At 56.4% G+C, this 17,108-nt stretch carries 15 protein-coding genes; 9 read left to right on the top strand and 6 right to left on the bottom strand.

Annotated features, from left to right (window positions below; translation table 11 throughout):
- Nucleotides 1–50: 50 nt before the first annotated feature.
- A complete protein-coding gene (locus tag EA20_RS0110205) occupies nucleotides 51–1,550 on the top strand; it encodes a helicase HerA-like C-terminal domain-containing protein (RefSeq protein ID WP_024966729.1) in 1,500 nt (499 codons plus the stop codon).
- Nucleotides 1,551–1,628: 78 nt separating this feature from the next.
- Nucleotides 1,629–2,909, top strand: coding sequence for a DUF445 domain-containing protein (locus EA20_RS0110200; RefSeq protein ID WP_024966728.1), 1,281 nt, complete (start codon nucleotides 1,629–1,631; stop codon nucleotides 2,907–2,909).
- Nucleotides 2,910–2,929: 20 nt separating this feature from the next.
- Here the strand turns inward: EA20_RS0110200 and EA20_RS0110195 are convergent, their stop codons facing one another.
- From EA20_RS0110195 to lptF, 4 genes are all read right to left on the bottom strand, one after another.
- Entirely contained in the window at nucleotides 2,930–3,961 is a 1,032-nt protein-coding gene (locus EA20_RS0110195; RefSeq protein ID WP_024966727.1) for a YsnF/AvaK domain-containing protein, read from the bottom strand.
- A gap of 25 nt (nucleotides 3,962–3,986) precedes the next feature.
- Entirely contained in the window at nucleotides 3,987–4,394 is a 408-nt protein-coding gene (locus EA20_RS0110190) for a YsnF/AvaK domain-containing protein (protein WP_024966726.1), read from the bottom strand.
- Nucleotides 4,395–4,762: 368 nt separating this feature from the next.
- The gene (gene lptG / locus EA20_RS0110185) at nucleotides 4,763–5,839 is read right to left on the bottom strand and encodes an LPS export ABC transporter permease LptG (protein ID WP_024966725.1); all 1,077 of its coding nucleotides are present in this window, start codon (nucleotides 5,837–5,839) and stop codon (nucleotides 4,763–4,765) included.
- On the bottom strand, nucleotides 5,839–6,939 hold the full coding sequence (gene lptF / locus EA20_RS0110180; RefSeq protein ID WP_024966724.1) for an LPS export ABC transporter permease LptF: 1,101 nt from the start codon (nucleotides 6,937–6,939) through the stop codon (nucleotides 5,839–5,841). Before lptF ends, lptG begins: the two co-directional genes overlap by 1 nt.
- A 287-nt stretch (nucleotides 6,940–7,226) precedes the next feature.
- On the opposite strand from lptF, the gene pepA reads away from it, so the two are divergent.
- From pepA to EA20_RS0110160, 4 genes are all read left to right on the top strand, one after another.
- Nucleotides 7,227–8,738 carry a leucyl aminopeptidase gene (gene pepA, locus EA20_RS0110175; RefSeq protein WP_024966723.1) on the top strand — a complete coding sequence of 504 codons (1,512 nt, stop codon included), beginning with the start codon at nucleotides 7,227–7,229 and terminating at the stop codon, nucleotides 8,736–8,738.
- A gap of 114 nt (nucleotides 8,739–8,852) precedes the next feature.
- Nucleotides 8,853–9,308 (top strand): DNA polymerase III subunit chi, encoded by a 456-nt coding sequence (locus tag EA20_RS0110170; protein ID WP_024966722.1) that lies wholly within the window; start codon nucleotides 8,853–8,855, stop codon nucleotides 9,306–9,308.
- A gap of 5 nt (nucleotides 9,309–9,313) precedes the next feature.
- Nucleotides 9,314–12,169: a valine--tRNA ligase gene (locus tag EA20_RS0110165; protein ID WP_024966721.1), complete on the top strand. Its 2,856-nt coding sequence runs from the start codon at nucleotides 9,314–9,316 to the stop codon at nucleotides 12,167–12,169.
- Nucleotides 12,170–12,338: 169 nt separating this feature from the next.
- Nucleotides 12,339–12,848: a GNAT family N-acetyltransferase gene (locus EA20_RS0110160; RefSeq protein ID WP_024966720.1), complete on the top strand. Its 510-nt coding sequence runs from the start codon at nucleotides 12,339–12,341 to the stop codon at nucleotides 12,846–12,848.
- A gap of 45 nt (nucleotides 12,849–12,893) precedes the next feature.
- On the opposite strand, the gene miaE is transcribed toward EA20_RS0110160, so the two are convergent.
- Both miaE and rraB read right to left on the bottom strand, forming a co-directional pair.
- Nucleotides 12,894–13,661: a tRNA isopentenyl-2-thiomethyl-A-37 hydroxylase MiaE gene (miaE, locus tag EA20_RS0110155; RefSeq protein ID WP_024966719.1), complete on the bottom strand. Its 768-nt coding sequence runs from the start codon at nucleotides 13,659–13,661 to the stop codon at nucleotides 12,894–12,896.
- A 71-nt stretch (nucleotides 13,662–13,732) separates the two neighbouring features.
- On the bottom strand, nucleotides 13,733–14,152 hold the full coding sequence (rraB, locus tag EA20_RS0110150; protein WP_024966718.1) for a ribonuclease E inhibitor RraB: 420 nt from the start codon (nucleotides 14,150–14,152) through the stop codon (nucleotides 13,733–13,735).
- Nucleotides 14,153–14,311: 159 nt separating this feature from the next.
- Here rraB and argF point away from each other — a divergent pair, with 159 nt between their 5' ends.
- The 3 genes from argF (at nucleotide 14,312) to pyrI (ending at nucleotide 16,992) form a co-directional block, all read left to right on the top strand.
- Nucleotides 14,312–15,322, top strand: coding sequence for an ornithine carbamoyltransferase (argF, locus tag EA20_RS0110145; protein WP_024966717.1), 1,011 nt, complete (start codon nucleotides 14,312–14,314; stop codon nucleotides 15,320–15,322).
- Between the two features lie 257 nt (nucleotides 15,323–15,579).
- Nucleotides 15,580–16,515, top strand: coding sequence for an aspartate carbamoyltransferase (gene pyrB / locus EA20_RS0110135; protein ID WP_024966716.1), 936 nt, complete (start codon nucleotides 15,580–15,582; stop codon nucleotides 16,513–16,515).
- A gap of 12 nt (nucleotides 16,516–16,527) precedes the next feature.
- The gene (gene pyrI / locus EA20_RS0110130) at nucleotides 16,528–16,992 is read left to right on the top strand and encodes an aspartate carbamoyltransferase regulatory subunit (protein ID WP_024966715.1); all 465 of its coding nucleotides are present in this window, start codon (nucleotides 16,528–16,530) and stop codon (nucleotides 16,990–16,992) included.
- Nucleotides 16,993–17,108 lie beyond the last annotated feature (116 nt).

Below are 17,108 nucleotides of genomic sequence, written 5' to 3'. Positions count from 1 at the left end.
CCAGGGGCTGTTTCGCCTGCCACCTTCACTGACTTTTAGGGATGAGATTGATGAGTGAACCACTAGTGATTGCCAGATCCAACGGCACTGACCTGCATCTGCTGCCAGCAATGGCTAACCGCCACGGGCTGATCACCGGCGCCACCGGCACCGGAAAGACTGTCACGCTACAGAAGCTCGCCGAAAGTTTTTCAAACATCGGCGTACCGGTGTTTATGGCCGACGTTAAGGGCGATTTAACCGGCATCGCCAAAGCGGGCGAAGCGTCAGAAAAGCTGATGGCGCGTCTGGCAAAGATAGGTGTGAACGACTGGTCGCCGCAGGGGAATCCGGTCGTCTTGTGGGATATCTTTGGTGAAAAGGGGCATCCGGTACGCGCGACGGTAAGCGACCTCGGCCCGCTGCTGTTTGCCCGACTGCTCGATCTGAACGAAGTGCAGAGCGGCGTGCTGCAAATCATCTTCCGCGTGGCGGACGACCGCGGCCTGCTGCTGCTCGATTTTAAAGATCTGCGGGCCATGACGCAGTTCGTGGGGGATAACGCCAAAACCCTGCGCAGCGAATACGGCAATACCAGCAGCGGGTCGGTCGGCGCAATTCAGCGTGGACTGCTGACGCTGGAGCAGCAGGGCGCGGAATATTTTTTTGGTGAGCCGATGCTGGATATCCGCGACTGGATGCGTACCGACAGCGACGGCAAGGGGATCATTAATATCCTTTCCGCAGAGAAGCTTTATCAGCAGCCGAAGCTCTACGCCACCAGCCTGCTGTGGATGCTTTCCGAACTCTATGAGCATCTTCCGGAAGCAGGCGATCGGGATAAACCTAAACTGGTTTTCTTTTTCGATGAAGCGCATCTGCTGTTCAGCGATGCGCCGAAGGTGCTGCTGGATAAAATCGAACAGGTAATCAGACTGATCCGCTCCAAAGCCGTTGGCGTCTACTTCGTTTCACAGAATCCGGCGGATATCCCTGATGCGGTGCTTGGTCAGTTAGGAAATCGCGTCCAGCATGCGCTGCGTGCCTTTACACCAAAGGATCAGAAAGCGGTGAAGGTGGCAGCGCAGACAATGCGGGCCAATCCGGCGTTTGATACGGCGACCGTCATCCAGGAACTGGGCACCGGGGAAGCGCTGATCTCTTTTCTTGATGAGAAAGGCAGCCCGTCCGTTGTCGAACGTGCCTCGGTGATCGCGCCCTTCTCCCGTATGGGGCCCGTCAGCGATGACGAGCGCAATGGGCTGATTAATCACTCCCCGCTTTCCGGCAAATATGAAGAAGCGGTGGATCGGGAATCGGCCTTTGAGATGCTGAGTAAGGGAACGGCGGCGGCGGCGGAAAAAGCGGATGCACCAGCGGCGAAAGACCAGAGTGAGCAGGATGATGGGTTGATGGGCAACCTTAAAGAGATATTATTTGGCAGCACCGGCCCGCGGGGCGGTAAGCGTGACAGCGTGGTACAAAGCATGGCGAAAAGCGCTGGCCGGCAGATTGCCCGGCAGATCGTTCGCGGTATCCTCGGCAGCATTATGGGCGGCCGCAGACGCTAAGCGCCCCGCCATTCCGCCCTGAAGGCTTCGTCGGGCGGATCTACTTTTATAACAGAACAGAGGAGCGGCACACTCAGGATGGATAAAGAAACTGAACTGCTAAAAGCGAAACGTCTTCCACTGCTGCTGCTGTGCGGCGCGGTGCTACTGTTTATCGCCACCGTGCTCTGGCCAGTCTGGTTTCCGCCCGTCTGGTGGGTGGCGGCGCTGAAGGCGGTCTCTGAGGCGGCGATGGTGGGCGCGCTGGCGGACTGGTTTGCCGTCAGCGCGCTGTTTCGCCGGGTTCCCATTCCGCTGGTCGGCAGGCATACCGCCATCGTGCCGCGCAATAAGGATCGGATTGCCGATAACCTGGCGCTGTTCGTGCAGGATAAATTCCTTAACACCACCTCGCTGCTGACGCTGATCCGCCGCCACGACCCGGCGCACATTATCGCCAGTTGGCTCAGCACCCCGGACAATGCCGCCCGGCTGGGCGGCTATCTGCTGAAGATCGTCAGAGGCTTTCTCGATCTGGCGGACGACAGCCGCATTCAGGCGTTTATGCGCCGCGCCATCCATAAAGCGATCGATAAGGTTGATCTGACCCAGTCAGCCGCGTTAGTGCTGGAGAGCCTGACCAAAAATAACCGCCATCAGGCGCTACTGGATGACGCCATCAGCCAGCTGTTGCAGCTGGTGAATAAACCGGGCACCCACGAGTTTATCGCCCAGCAGGTGATGCGCTGGCTGAAGCGGGAGCATCCGCTGAAAGAGAAGATGTTACCGACCGAATGGGTCGGTGAGAAAAGCGCCGAGCTGGCGGCCAATGCGGTGAAGTCTATCCTGAATGATATTGAGCAGGACGGTACCCATGAACTGCGTCAGGGCTTTAACCGTGCGGTACAGCGGCTTATTGAGCGGCTGAAAACCGATCCGGAGATGGCGCTGAAGGCGGAAGAGATTAAAGCGTATCTGAAACAGGATGAGGCGCTGAATACCTATATCGGCCAGCTGTGGGGCGATGTCAGGGCCTGGCTGAAAGAGGATCTGGCGAAAGAGGATTCCACGCTGCACGCTAAAGTCAGCGCCGCCGGGCAGTGGCTGGGGGAAACGCTGCTTCAGGACACCAACCTCCGCGCCTCGCTGAATCAGCATATGGAAGAGGCCGCCATGAGCGTTGCGCCGGAATTCTCCGCGTTCCTGAGCCGCCATATCAGCGATACGGTAAAAAGCTGGGATGCGGCGGATATGTCACATCAGGTGGAGCTGAATATCGGCAAAGATTTACAGCGTATACGCATCAATGGCACCGTTGTTGGCGGTGCCATTGGCTTACTGCTCTGGTTGTTCTCGCTGGTTCCCGCACTGCTCAGGTAAGCCAGCGCGGTTACTCAGTATCAGAACTTCTTATCAGAGATGCCATCACCGGAGAGGCCAGAAAGTTTATCTTCTTTCAGGCGGGCGTCGTCAGTGTGGTCGATTTCCACTTCCTGGCGACGTACGCTGTCTTTCACAGTCTCGACGCGAGATGTTTCTTCACCACGCAGGCCCACTTCCTCTTTCACGCGGGCGGTCTTCTCAATGACCGGCACTTCGTGTGACTCTTCCACTTCGATGGTTTTATCAGACCAGTCGACGTTGTTCAGATAAGCGGGCTCGTCAACGGCGCGACGGACCACTTCAGCGTGCTGATCGTACAGTGACAGATCTTCCGACACTTCATCTTCAACCGTATAGCGACGCAGACGTACTGTACCGTCGCTTACCTGACGCTTGCTGATATCGACCTGTTCTTCTGCCAGCTTCAGCGCATCGTGATCGGTTGCCAGGGTGTCACGGTCAGTGGTGCTGTCAACGCGGGACAGCGGCTCGTTATCCAGATTACCAAGTGGGTCCCGGTCAAGATCGCTGGTCAGCGGATCACGATCGGTGTTCATCTCTGTTTCAGCGCTGGTCAGCGAAGGCTTGTTCACGTCTGGCGGCGTAATAGATGAGGTACCCGCAGTGACTGAGGCCAGGTTATCCGGCGAGACGCCCGGCGCATTGGTCATACGGTCATTGGTTTCACCAGCAAATTCACCACCGGTCAGCGCACGATCCTGGTGGGAAACGGAGGAGTAATCCGCCGCAAAAGCGCTCAGCTCCTGCTCAATGTGGTCAGCCTGATCTTTTGGTGCCCTGACGGTCAGCAGTACGCCGCCCGACTGGATAGCTTTACTGTATTCGCTTGCGTAATCATCATCCAGGTCATCACCAAACAGGCGCTGCCAGAAGCTGGGGTGACGAATCTCTTTATCTTCAACCCGCAGTCTTTCACCTGAAATAATATCAATATTTTTCTCAGCAATACCTTCGACGATCAATTTCTCTTTGGCGGCTTCTGCCTGTTGTACCTGATTGAATGCGGTAACAATTTTTTCATGTGCCATGGATAGATCCTCGCAGTTAATGAAGTCAGGGTTTTTCTTTGGTAATCGTTACTTCCTGATTGCGTAGCGTCACACTTTCCCTGAATAATTCAGTTTTAGTCCGCTTGTGAATATGTATCTCTTCTTTCAGAACTTTCCGACGTATTATTTCAACCTGTTCCTCGATCACGGGAATAATTAATACTTCCCCTTCCTGACGAACCTGTGGTGAGTCATCGGACGTAAGCAGCTGGTTTTTCGCGACGTGCTCAATATGCACCTCATCGCGTGTCAGCTCGGCTTCCAGCAGCTTATCAACAGAATGCGTGGTGCGTTCAAGCCGTAGCCTGCTGTCCACCTCGCGCTGCTTGCTGAGAGTCACTTCCTCTTCAGCCAGCGGCATAATTTCTGCGCGCTCTGCCTGTTCAGCCTGCGGCGCGTTTTTATTTCCCATAGTAAAATCCTGTAGAGAATAATTAAAAATGTGCCTTTCGCTGATACGCTGCCTTTCACCGCAAGAGTATTAACAACCTCACGCTTATAACTGTAGTTGAAATTAATTCTTCCGCTGCGTCTGTTAGCGTTGAAAATGTAACAATAATTAAATTCACTGACAAAAATTCGCGCAGCTGTATTATTTACACAAACTGAACGTTATTTTGTGAACATTTTTATAAATGCGTTGTCCCTGGAAAACGGCGAAATATAAACAGAGATGTTTTATATTTTTCCGGGTTATTTATGGGGCGGGGATTATAAGATTTAGTACCAGCGGCAATTAAGCAACCTTCCACGGCAGGCAGCCGTGGAAGGTCAGTCCGGTTAGCGTCGCTTCAGCAGCATATAGACGCTGAGGGCGAAAAACGCGGCGCTTGGCAGCAGCGCGCCCAGCACGGGCGGTATGTTGTAGACCAGACTCAGCGGGCCGAAGATCTGGTCAAGCACGTAGAACAGGAAGCCGAAGCTGATCCCGGTCACCACGCGCATTCCCATCGACACGCTGCGCAGCGGCCCGAAGATAAACGAGAGCGCCATCAGCATCATCACCGCCACCGACAGCGGCTGGAAGATCTTACTCCACATATTGAGCTGGTAGCGCCCGGCCACCTGCCCGCTCTGCTTAAGATATTTGGAATAACTGTAGAGCCCGCTGATCGACAGTGCTTCCGGGTCCAGCGCCACCACGCCTAACTTGTCGGGCGTCAGGGTCGTTTGCCACTGGCCGGTCAGCGTCTGGCTGCCGGAAACCTGCTGGGGATTGGTCAGATCGGACTCATCAACCTGGGAGAGATCCCACGCGCGGGCTTCGGGGTTATATTTTGCCGAGGCGGCGTAACGGACGCTGCGCAGGCGACGATCGTCACTGAAAGTGTAAATACTGATACCGGCCAGCTCGCTGTTATCCTTCAGGCGCTCAATAAAGATAAAGTTGTTACCATCCTTCGCCCAGAGGCCGCTCTGCGTTGAGAGCAGCGAGCCGCCCACCAGCTGCTGTGCGCGGTAGTTACGCGCCATCTGCTCACCCTGCGGCGCTACAAACTCGCCGATAGCCATGGTCAGGATCACCAGCGGGATCGCCGTTTTCATCACCGAAGCGGCGATCTGCATCCGGGTAAAGCCAGACGCCTGCATCACCACCAGCTCGCTGCGCTGCGCCAGCGTTCCCAGCCCGAGCAGCGCACCCAGCAGGGCCGCCATCGGGAAGAAAATTTCAATATCCTTAGGAATGCTGAGAACGGTGTAAAGCCCGGCGCCGAGGGCGGTATATTCGCCCTGCCCGGTTTTGCGCAGCTGATCGACAAACTTGATGATGCCGGAAAGCGAGACCAGCATAAACAGCGTGGCCATGATGGTGTTAAAGATTGTTTTACCGATATATCTGTCGAGAACGCCAAACATCAGACGGTACCTCTCTTGCTGAAGCGGGCACGAATACGCCGCATCGGCACCGTATCCCAGACGTTAAGCAGCACCGCCAGCGCCAGGTAAAAGAGGTTCACTCCCCACATCCAGATGGCGGGATCCAGGCGCCCTTTCGCCCCGCTGGAGCGCAACGAGCTTTGCAGCAGGAAGAAGATCAGATAGAGCAACATGGCGGGAAGCATCGAAAGCACGCGACCCTGACGTGGGTTCACCACGCTGAGCGGCACCACCATCAGCGCCATCACCAGCACGGAGAAAATCAGCGTCAGCCGCCAGTGCAGCTCGCTGGCAAACTCCGGCTTAGGAGACTGCCAGAGGGTTTTGAAGTCCATCTGCTCGGCATCGTTCGGGTCAAGCAGCACTTGCTGATGGCCCACAATCGCCTGATAGTTTTTGAAGTCGGTGATGCGGAAATCGCGCAGCATGGCGGTACCTTCAAAGCGGGTGCCGTTATCCAGCGTCACCACCTGAGAACCATCCTGCCGCTGCTCCATATGCCCTTTATCCGCCATCACTACCGAAGGGCGCGCGTTCCCTTTTGGCCGCAGCTGCGCCAGGAACACATTACCGAAGGTGTTACCCTTCACGTTCTCAATAAACAGCACGGACTGCCCGTCCCCGGACTGCTGGAACTGACCGGCAGCCAGCGCGGCGGCGCCGGGGTTGGCCTTGGCGTTGGTCGTCACTTCATTCTGATAGCGGGAAGACCAGGGACCGAGCCAGGCGACGTTAACGGCCGCGACCACGGCGGTGAACAGCATCAGTACCATCGCCGCTTTCACCAGCACCGCTTTGCTTAAGCCGCAGGCGTGCATCACCGTGATTTCACTCTCGGTATACAACCGGCCGAGCGTCATCAAAATGGCTAAAAAGAGGCTTAGCGGCAGAATTAGCTGCGCCATTTCCGAAACGCCAAGGCCCAATAATGTCAGTACTAAATTTGTCGGTACTTCGCCCTCTGCCGCGGCGCCTAATATCCTGACCAGCTTCTGACAAAAGAAGATCAGCAGCAGGATGAAAAGGATAGCCAGCTGGCTTTTGAGCGTTTCACGAACCAGATATCTAATGATGATCACGCTGAGTACGCCTGTGAAAACTTGTCTTTTTGCAGGAAAATCGCTAGTTTCATCGCTTATACGCCATTTATTCTCATCAATGGCCCTCGTCATAGCTCAAAGAGTATGACAATAATCGCGTTCTGGTGAGGTAGAAACACCATTTTACCCCAATCTGGCGGGTAATCACCGAAACTAAATCTGTCGCCCGTTACCCTTAACGGCGTTGTGCCCCGGCAGCGGACGTTATGAAAGCGCACCATTCTAGCCGCAGCAAGCGCCGTTGTCTTTAAGATTCAGGAGAGTGCATGGAGTTCAGTGTAAAAAGCGGTAGCCCGGAAAAACAGCGCAGTGCCTGCATTGTGGTCGGCGTGTTTGAGCCGCGCAGACTGTCACCGATAGCTGAACAGCTGGATAAAATCAGCGATGGCTACATCAGCGCCCTGCTGCGTCGTGGGGAACTGGAAGGTAAACCGGGCCAGACGCTCCTGCTGCATCACGTGCCGAATATTCTGTCAGAGCGCATCCTGCTGATCGGCTGTGGCAAAGAGCGCGAGCTTGACGAGCGCCAGTATAAGCAGGTTATTCAGAAAACCATTAATACGCTTAACGATACGGGCTCTATGGAGGCCGTCTGCTTCCTCACCGAACTGCACGTTAAGGGCCGCAACACCTACTGGAAAGTGCGTCAGGCGGTTGAAACCTCTAAAGAGACGCTGTACAGCTTCGACCAGCTTAAGAGCAATAAGGTTGAGCCACGCCGCCCGCTGCGCAAGATGGTGTTCAACGTGCCAACCCGTCGCGAACTGACCAGCGGCGAACGCGCGATCCAGCACGGCCTGGCCGTGGCGGCAGGCGTGAAGGCGGCAAAAGATCTCGGCAATATGCCGCCGAATATCTGTAACGCTGCCTATCTGGCTTCTCAGGCACGCCAGCTGGCGGACGCCTACAGCAAAAACATCACGACCCGCGTTATCGGCGAGCAGCAGATGAAAGAGCTGGGCATGAACGCCTATCTGGCGGTCGGCCAGGGTTCGCAGAACGAATCCCTGATGTCGGTTATCGAATATAAAGGCAGCCCGGATCCGGAAAGCAAACCGATTGTGCTGGTCGGCAAAGGCGTGACCTTCGACTCAGGCGGCATCTCGATCAAGCCTGGCGAAGCCATGGATGAGATGAAATACGATATGTGCGGCGCGGCGTCGGTCTACGGCGTGATGCGCATGGTCGCTGAGCTGAACCTGCCGCTGAACGTGGTGGGCGTGCTGGCCGGCTGTGAAAATATGCCGGGCGGCCGCGCCTACCGTCCGGGCGATGTCCTCACTACCATGTCCGGCCAGACCGTCGAAGTGCTGAATACCGATGCGGAAGGCCGTCTGGTGCTGTGCGACGCCCTGACCTACGTCGAGCGTTTCGACCCGGATGTGGTGATTGACGTCGCCACCCTGACCGGTGCCTGCGTCATCGCGCTGGGGCACCATATCAGCGGTCTGCTCTCGAACCATAATCCGCTGGCCCATGAGCTGATTGGCGCCTCTGAGCAGGCGGGCGATCGCGCATGGCGTCTGCCGATGGCCGATGAATATCAGGAGCAGCTCGACTCCAACTTTGCCGATATGGCAAACATTGGTGGTCGTCCTGGCGGCGCCATTACCGCAGCCAGCTTCCTTGCGCGCTTCACCCGTAAATACAACTGGGCGCACCTGGATATTGCCGGTACGGCCTGGCGCTCCGGCAAAGCCAAAGGCGCCACCGGTCGTCCGGTCGCTCTGCTGTCACAGTTTTTGCTGAACCGCGCCGGCCTTAACGGCGACGATTAATCCGCCGGCGGGTCGATTTTATTCGACCCGCCCAGGGTGCAGCCTGTAAAATTACGGCAGTCAATTTCAGGGCGGAATTTTTCCGCCCGTTTTTATTCAGTAGCAGGCTCAGTTATGAAAAACGCCACCTTTTATCTGCTGGAAACCGATACGCCGGTTGCGGGCCTCAGCGCGCTGGAAGCGCTGGCCTGTGAGCTGGCGGAGACGCGCTGGCGCGAGGGGAAACGCGTGCTGATCGCCTGTGAGGATGAAGCGCAGGCGATCCGGCTGGATGAGGCGCTGTGGCAGCGCCCCGCCAGCGCCTTTGTTCCCCATAACCTGGCGGGCGAAGGGCCAAAGTATGGCGCGCCGGTGGAGCTGGCCTGGCCACAGCGGCGCGGCAACGCCCCGCGCGATCTGCTGATCAGCCTGCTGCCCTACTTTGTGGATTTTGCCACCGCTTTCCATGAAGTGATAGACTTTGTCCCGACTGAAGAATCATTGAAACAGCTGGCGCGCGAACGCTTTAAGGCGTATCGCAGCGTTGGATTCCACTTGAATACGGCCACGCCGCCCGTGCCTAAGACATAGCAGAAATGGAAAAGACATATAACCCGCAAGAGATCGAACAGCCGCTTTACGAGCACTGGGAAAAGCAGGGCTACTTCAAACCGCATGGCGACACCCGCCAGGAAAGCTTCTGCATCATGATCCCGCCGCCGAACGTTACCGGCAGCTTGCATATGGGACACGCTTTCCAGCAGACCATCATGGATACCATGATCCGCTACCAGCGCATGCAGGGAAAAAACACCCTGTGGCAGGCCGGTACCGATCACGCGGGTATCGCTACCCAGATGGTGGTCGAGCGTAAAATCGCCGCTGAAGAAGGAAAAACCCGTCAGGATTATGGCCGTGATGCCTTCATTGACAAGATCTGGCAGTGGAAAGCGGAATCCGGCGGCACCATTACCCGCCAGATGCGCCGTCTGGGTAACTCCGTGGACTGGGAGCGCGAGCGCTTCACCATGGATGACGGCCTCTCCAACGCCGTCAAAGAAGTGTTTGTCCGCCTCTATAAAGAGAACCTGATTTACCGCGGCAAGCGCCTGGTTAACTGGGATCCGAAACTGCGCACCGCAATCTCCGATCTGGAAGTGGAAAACCGTGAGTCTAAAGGCTCAATGTGGCATATCCGCTATCCACTGGCCGACGGTGCGAAAACCGCCGATGGCAAAGATTATCTGGTTGTCGCCACCACCCGTCCTGAGACGGTGCTGGGCGATACCGGTGTGGCCGTTAACCCGGAAGATCCGCGCTACAAAGATCTGATTGGCAAATTCGTGGTGCTGCCGCTGGTGAACCGCCGTATTCCGGTTGTGGGCGACGAGCACGCCGACATGGAAAAAGGCACCGGCTGCGTGAAAATCACGCCTGCGCACGACTTCAACGACTATGAAGTAGGCCGTCGTCACCAGCTGCCGATGATTAATATCCTGACCTTTGACGGTAATATCCGTGAAGAGGCGCAGGTTTACGATACCAACGGTGAGGAGAGCAACGTCTGCGATCCGGCTATCCCGGCGGAATTCCAGAATCTGGAGCGCTTTGCCGCCCGTAAAGCTGTGGTGGCGGCCGTTGACGCGCTGGGCCTGCTGGATGAGATCAAACCGCACGACCTGACCGTGCCTTACGGCGATCGCGGCGGCGTGGTGATTGAGCCGATGCTGACCGATCAGTGGTACGTGCGTACCGCGCCGCTGGCGAAAGTGGCCGTTGAAGCCGTTGAGCAGGGTGATATCCAGTTCGTGCCGAAGCAGTATGAAAACATGTACTTCTCCTGGATGCGTGACATTCAGGACTGGTGTATCTCCCGCCAGCTCTGGTGGGGTCACCGTATCCCGGCCTGGTATGACGCCGAAGGCAACGTCTACGTTGGCCGTACCGAGGAAGAAGTCCGTGCGGAAAATAACCTGGGGGCAGAGGTGGCGCTGAACCAGGATGAAGACGTGCTGGACACCTGGTTCTCTTCCGGCCTGTGGACTTTCTCCACGCTGGGCTGGCCTGAGAATACCGATGCGCTGCGCACCTTCCATCCTACCAGCGTGCTGGTCAGCGGCTTCGACATCATCTTCTTCTGGATCGCCCGCATGATCATGCTGACCATGCACTTTATCAAAGATGAGAACGGCAAGCCTCAGGTGCCGTTCAAGACCGTCTATATGACCGGTCTGATCCGCGATGATGAAGGCCAGAAGATGTCCAAGTCGAAAGGCAACGTCATCGATCCGCTGGATATGGTAGACGGCATTTCGCTGGAAGATCTGCTGGAGAAGCGCACCGGCAATATGATGCAGCCGCAGCTGGCGGACAAAATCCGCAAGCGCACCGAGAAGCAGTTCCCGAACGGCATCGAGCCGCACGGCACCGATGCCCTGCGCTTTACCCTGGCGGCACTCGCTTCCACCGGTCGTGATATCAACTGGGATATGAAACGCCTGGAAGGTTACCGCAACTTCTGTAATAAGCTGTGGAACGCCAGCCGCTTTGTGCTGATGAACACTCAGGATCAGGATTGCGGCTTTAACGGCGGCGAGCTTGAACTGTCGCTGGCGGATCGCTGGATCATCGCTGAATTTAACCAGACGGTGAAAGCGTATCGCGGCGCGCTGGACAGCTATCGTTTCGATATCGCGGCCAATATCCTTTATGAGTTCACCTGGAACCAGTTCTGCGACTGGTATCTGGAGCTGGCCAAGCCGGTAATGAACGGCGGTTCAGAAGCTCAGCTGCGCGGTACCCGTAATACGCTGGTGAATGTTCTGGAAGCACTGCTGCGCCTGGCGCATCCGATCATTCCGTTTATTACCGAAACCATCTGGCAGCAGGTGAAAGTGCTGAAAAACATCAGCGATGACACCATCATGCTGCAGCCGATGCCAGCCTTTGATGAGGCGAAGGTGGATGACGCCGCGCTGAACGATACCGAATGGCTGAAGCAGGCAATTGTCGCGGTACGTAATATTCGTGCCGAGATGAATCTGCCGCCATCGAAACCGCTGGAAGTGCTGCTGCGTGGCGCCAGCGCCGACGTGGTGCGCCGGGTGACTGATAACCATAACTTCCTGAAAACGCTGGCGCGTCTGGACAGCCTGCGCTGCCTGGCCGCCGGTGAGGAAGCGCCGGTTTCCGTCACCAAGATTATCGAGGGTGCGGAACTGCTGATCCCGATGGCCGACCTGGTGGATAAAACCGCCGAGCTGGAGCGTCTGGCGAAGGAAGTGACCAAGCTGGAAGTGGAAATCGGTAAGATCGAAGGCAAGCTCTCCAATGAAGGCTTTGTTTCCCGCGCACCGGAAGCCGTCGTGGCGAAAGAGCGTGAGCGCATGGCCGGTTTTGAGCAGGCCAAAGCGAAGCTGATTGAGCAGCAGGAAGTGATTAAAGCACTGTAAATCCTTTCTGCATCTGTCAGGCCCGGTAAGCACTTTGCCGGGCCTTTTTCATGCCTGCGATTAACCCGGTGCAGCTTTAAGGCTCATGCTTCCTCTGGTACAGGATTGCATCCCGTCGCTGGCGGTGTTATTACACTGCCATTGGATCAGAAAATGAACGGCACCGACTATGACAACGCTCCCAACCCGACTGCGGGTCCGGCCTATTCAGGCCGCGGATAATCCGCATATCGCCCAGGTTATCCGCGACGTTTCCGCTGAATTTGGCCTGACCGCCGATAAAGGTTTTACCGTCTCTGACCCCGATCTTGACCGCCTGTTTGAACGCTACAGTGAGGCCAACAGCGCCTACTGGGTGATAGAACTGGAAGGGAAAGTGCTCGGCGGCGGCGGCGTGGCGCCGCTTCAGGGCGGTGATGAGGGTACCTGCGAACTGCAAAAAATGTATTTTATGCCGGCCATTCGCGGTATGGGCATGGCACGAGAACTGGCGATGCAGGCGATGGATTTTGCCCGCGAGCGGGGATTTCAGCGCTGCTACCTTGAAACCACCGCCTCGCTGACCCGCGCCGTGCGGCTTTATGAGCATCTGGGCTTTCAGCATATCGACGGGCCAATGGGCAACACCGGCCATGTGGATTGTGAAGTGACCATGCTGCGATCGTTAAGACCATGCTGAATAAGCGAGCCTCAGCACCATGCTGAATTAACGCCTGACCGCTTCTTATGTCCTGAAAGCCGGTACGCCGCTGTGAAAGCGCAGTTCGCTGTCCGGTTCCTGAATAAGCTTCGCTTCCGTTTCACCAATTTTCCTTACCCGGGCGCTGATATCCGTGGCTGAGATCTCCGCCGCCAGCGCCAGGTAATCCTGGTAGTGGCGCGCTTCAGAGCGCAACAGCGAGATATAAAAAGCGGCCAGTTCCGCATCCAGATAAGGCGCGAGGCTGGCAAAGCGTTCGCAGGAGCGAGCTTCGATGTAGGCCCCGCAAATCAGCTTATCCACCAGCGTCTGCGGCTCGTGCGTGGTCACTTCCCGCATCAGCCCTTTGGCGTAACGGCTGGCGGTGATTTTGATATAGGGGATGTTACGCGCCTGCATAATTTCCAGCACCTGCCAGAAATGGTGCAGTTCTTCTTTAATCAGCAGGACCATCTTGTCGACGAGATTGTCACCATAGGGGACTTCCGTCCGGCTGATAATCGCTTTCGATAACCCTTTCTGCTGCTCAAGAAACGCCAGGTCAACATTTTCACTGTGGACAAACTGTTCCCAGGGCCTGAGCCAGGCCAGCAGCGCTTCGCCGCTCTCTTTGTCGGCCACATATTTGCGGATAAGCCACATTGCCGTTTGCGCCGCCTTCAGTTCACAGACCAGATGATCGGTCAGCAGCAGCGGCAGATTCTCCGGCTTGCGGGCTTCATCTGTCCAGGCCTGAGGGGTTTTACAGTGCAGAAAAGCGTGAATGGGGGCAAGCAGGTGCTCGGTGTTCATGCGGGAATAACGATCCATTAAAAGCGTGGTCATAAAGTGCCGGGGAGATGTTCCCTCCCCGGCCAGAACGGTTAGTGACGAATGCCGTTGTCCTCATCGTCAATCATTTCACCGTCATCGTCCTCATCTTCTGCATCCGGATCTTCGAAGTAGGTGCCCCAGCCGTCGTAATCCACGTTGTATTTTCCTGCCAGATCGATCAGCTGTTCCACCTGTGCGTCAATCAGCTCTGCATTCAGCGCACCTTCGCTGAGAATGTCGCAGCACATCACCTTGGTGCCATCTTCCAGATCCAGCTCTTCAGGCTCGGTGACTTCATAACCGAGTTTAAACGCTTCCACCGCCGCCTTTTCCAGCGCGTCGAAACTGTCGCAGGAGAGGTGGTGTTCGATGGTGTAAAGCGCATCGGGATCGCTGCCGTCATCCAGCAGCTCTTCAATAATCAGCCGCGTCTCTTCACGCTGCTCTTCCAGCAATGCTTCATTAGCCATGATCCGTTCCTCAATGTGTGGCATCTTTGACAAGTATTTTCCCACACTGCCCATCCTGCCACTACCTTTATAGAAAAGTTTCTTGCCGCTGGGGTTGAAAATGCATATCCATACGTTTAAATTGAATTTTAATTCATTTATTAATCTCCGGAGTGCTTTATGAGTCAGTTATATCAACGCCACTTTCTCAGGCTGTTCGATTTTACCCCCGCCGAGTTAACCGCCCTACTGGCGCTGGCCGCCACCCTGAAAACCGACAAGCAAAATGGTGAAGAAACCCGGCACCTCGAGGGGAAAAACATTGCGCTCATCTTCGAAAAAGACTCGACCCGCACCCGGTGCTCTTTCGAAGTTGCCGCCTACGATCAGGGCGCCAACGTCACCTATCTTGGGCCAAGCGGCAGCCAGATCGGCCATAAAGAGTCGATGAAGGATACCGCGCGCGTGCTTGGCCGGATGTATCACGGTATTCAGTATCGCGGTTATGGTCAGGCGCTGGTTGAATCGCTGGCGGAACATGCGGGTGTGCCGGTATGGAACGGCCTGACCGATGAGTTTCACCCTACTCAGCTGCTTGCTGACCTGCTGACCATGCAGGAGCATCTGCCGGAGAAAGCATTCAGTCAGATGACGCTCGCCTATGTGGGAGATGCGCGCAACAACATGGGAAATACCATGATGGAAGCCGCCGCGCTGGTCGGGCTGGATCTGCGCCTGGTCGCGCCGAAGGCGTGCTGGCCGGAAGCGGCGCTGGTGGCGGAATGCCGTCAGGCGGCGGAGAAGACCGGCGGCAAAATCACCCTGACTGAAGATGTGGCTGAAGGCGTGAACGGCGCCGATTTTATCTATACCGACGTCTGGGTATCGATGGGCGAGCCGAAAGCGGTCTGGCAGGAGCGCATCGCGCTGTTGAGGGATTATCAGGTTAACCGCGCCATGCTTGCGCTGACCGGCAATCCGCAGGTGAAGTTTCTGCATTGTCTGCCCGCCTTTCATGACGATCAGACCGTGCTTGGCAGCCAGATGGCGGAGCAGTATGACCTGCACGGCGGTATGGAAGTGACCGATGAAGTGTTTGAATCGCCTCATAGCGTGGTGTTCGACCAGGCAGAAAACCGCCTGCATACGATCAAGGCGGTGATGGTCGCAACGCTGGCCAAACTGCACTGATAGCGGGGCGGGCAAACGATTACCCGCCTGTCGTTTTTTACTTGCCGCAGTGGCCTGAAGGCGTATAATCCTCCCCGTTTGCCGGGAGAATGCATGAAACTGAGCACCGTTAACATTGCTGAACTGACGCGCCTCGCCACAGGCGGGCAGTGCCGTTTTTCCTGTTCCGGCATCACCGATCATAGAAAAAAGCCCCTCATTGAGGGGCTTTTTTTTGTCCGTTTTTCCGCCAGCCGGCACGTATAAGAGGTGTGGAGATGGCCAATCCGCTGTATCAAAAACATATTATTTCGATTAACGATCTGAACCGCGACGAGCTGGAACTGGTGCTGCATACCGCGGCCAGCCTGAAAGCGACCCCGCAGCCGGAGCTGCTCCGGCACGCCGTGGTGGCGAGCTGTTTTTTTGAGGCCTCCACGCGTACCCGGCTCTCTTTTGAGACCGCCATGCACCGCCTCGGCGCCTCGGTGGTGGGCTTTGCCGACGGCGGCAACACCTCGCTGGGCAAAAAGGGCGAGACGCTGGCTGACACGATTTCGGTCATCGGCACCTATGTGGATGCCATCGTGATGCGCCATCCTCAGGAAGGGGCGGCGCGCCTGGCGACCGAGTTTTCAGGCGGCGTGCCGATCCTTAACGCCGGTGATGGCGCAAACCAGCATCCCACGCAGACGCTGCTGGATCTGTTTACCATCAGGGAAACCCAGAGCCGTCTGGATAACCTGAACATAGCGATGGTCGGCGATCTGAAGTACGGGCGTACCGTCCATTCGCTGGCGCAGGCGCTGGCGAAATTTGACGGCAACCGTTTCTGGTTTATTGCGCCAGATGCGCTGGCCATGCCCGCCTATATTACCGATATGCTGGATGAAAAAGGCATTCAGTGGAGCCGCCACGACAGCATCGAAGAAGTGGTGCCGCAGGTGGATATTCTCTATATGACCCGCGTCCAGAAAGAGCGCCTCGACCCGTCCGAATATGCCAACGTCAAAGCGCAGTTTATCCTGCGTGCGGCAGATCTGGCGGGCGCGCGTGACAATATGAAAGTCCTGCATCCACTGCCGCGGATTGATGAGATCACCACCGACGTGGATAGCACGCCGTACGCCTGGTACTTTCAGCAGGCGGGCAACGGCATCTATGCGCGCCAGGCGCTTCTGGCGCTGGTGCTGAACAGCGAACTGGCTTTGTAAGGGGGAACGAGAATGACGCAGGATAATAAACTTCAGGTCGAAGCGATTAAGCGTGGCACGGTCATTGACCATATCCCGGCGCAGATCGGCTTTAAGCTGCTCTCGCTGTTCCGCCTGACGGAGACCGATCAGCGCATCACTATCGGCCTCAATCTGCCTTCGCGCGAGCTGGGGCGTAAGGACCTGATTAAGATTGAAAATACCTTTCTGACTGACGATCAGATTAACCAGCTGGCCGTTTACGCCCCGCACGCCACGGTTAACCGGATTGATAATTATGACGTGGTGGGAAAAATTGCCCCAACGCTGCCAGAGCGGATTGAGCGGGTCCTGACCTGCCCGAACAGCAACTGCATCAGCCTCAGCGAGCCGGTTTACTCCAGCTTTACCGTGAAAAAACGGAACGATGAGGTGCAGTTAACCTGTAAATATTGCGAAAAAGGCTTCGCTCATCACGTGGTGCTGGCGAACTGGTAATCGCCGGACCGCGTCATATAATGAGGCGGTAGCAGGCGGCAGCGTGCCGCTTCAGCCGGTGTTTATCACAGCCTGATAGACATCTTTTCACAAAGGGCATTGCCGCACCCGCCGGA

This window comes from Pantoea sp. IMH (genome assembly GCF_000599885.1).
Classification (GTDB): Bacteria; Pseudomonadota; Gammaproteobacteria; order Enterobacterales; family Enterobacteriaceae; genus Erwinia.
Note: the sequence above shows the minus strand (reverse complement) of the source record. Positions and strands in the feature narration are given on the sequence as shown.

What these genes read in the sequence shown, in the direction of transcription:
- EA20_RS0110205 (WP_024966729.1), top strand. Translation starts at nt 51, where the DNA reads ATGAGTGAACCACTAGTGATTGCCAGATCCAACGGCACTGACCTGCAT.
- EA20_RS0110200 (WP_024966728.1), top strand. Translation starts at nt 1,629, where the DNA reads ATGGATAAAGAAACTGAACTGCTAAAAGCGAAACGTCTTCCACTGCTG.
- EA20_RS0110195 (WP_024966727.1), bottom strand. Translation starts at nt 3,961, where the DNA reads ATGGCACATGAAAAAATTGTTACCGCATTCAATCAGGTACAACAGGCA.
- EA20_RS0110190 (WP_024966726.1), bottom strand. Translation starts at nt 4,394, where the DNA reads ATGGGAAATAAAAACGCGCCGCAGGCTGAACAGGCAGAGCGCGCAGAA.
- lptG (WP_024966725.1), bottom strand. Translation starts at nt 5,839, where the DNA reads ATGTTTGGCGTTCTCGACAGATATATCGGTAAAACAATCTTTAACACC.
- pepA (WP_024966723.1), top strand. Translation starts at nt 7,227, where the DNA reads ATGGAGTTCAGTGTAAAAAGCGGTAGCCCGGAAAAACAGCGCAGTGCC.
- EA20_RS0110170 (WP_024966722.1), top strand. Translation starts at nt 8,853, where the DNA reads ATGAAAAACGCCACCTTTTATCTGCTGGAAACCGATACGCCGGTTGCG.
- EA20_RS0110165 (WP_024966721.1), top strand. Translation starts at nt 9,314, where the DNA reads ATGGAAAAGACATATAACCCGCAAGAGATCGAACAGCCGCTTTACGAG.
- EA20_RS0110160 (WP_024966720.1), top strand. Translation starts at nt 12,339, where the DNA reads ATGACAACGCTCCCAACCCGACTGCGGGTCCGGCCTATTCAGGCCGCG.
- miaE (WP_024966719.1), bottom strand. Translation starts at nt 13,661, where the DNA reads ATGAACACCGAGCACCTGCTTGCCCCCATTCACGCTTTTCTGCACTGT.
- rraB (WP_024966718.1), bottom strand. Translation starts at nt 14,152, where the DNA reads ATGGCTAATGAAGCATTGCTGGAAGAGCAGCGTGAAGAGACGCGGCTG.
- argF (WP_024966717.1), top strand. Translation starts at nt 14,312, where the DNA reads ATGAGTCAGTTATATCAACGCCACTTTCTCAGGCTGTTCGATTTTACC.
- pyrB (WP_024966716.1), top strand. Translation starts at nt 15,580, where the DNA reads ATGGCCAATCCGCTGTATCAAAAACATATTATTTCGATTAACGATCTG.
- pyrI (WP_024966715.1), top strand. Translation starts at nt 16,528, where the DNA reads ATGACGCAGGATAATAAACTTCAGGTCGAAGCGATTAAGCGTGGCACG.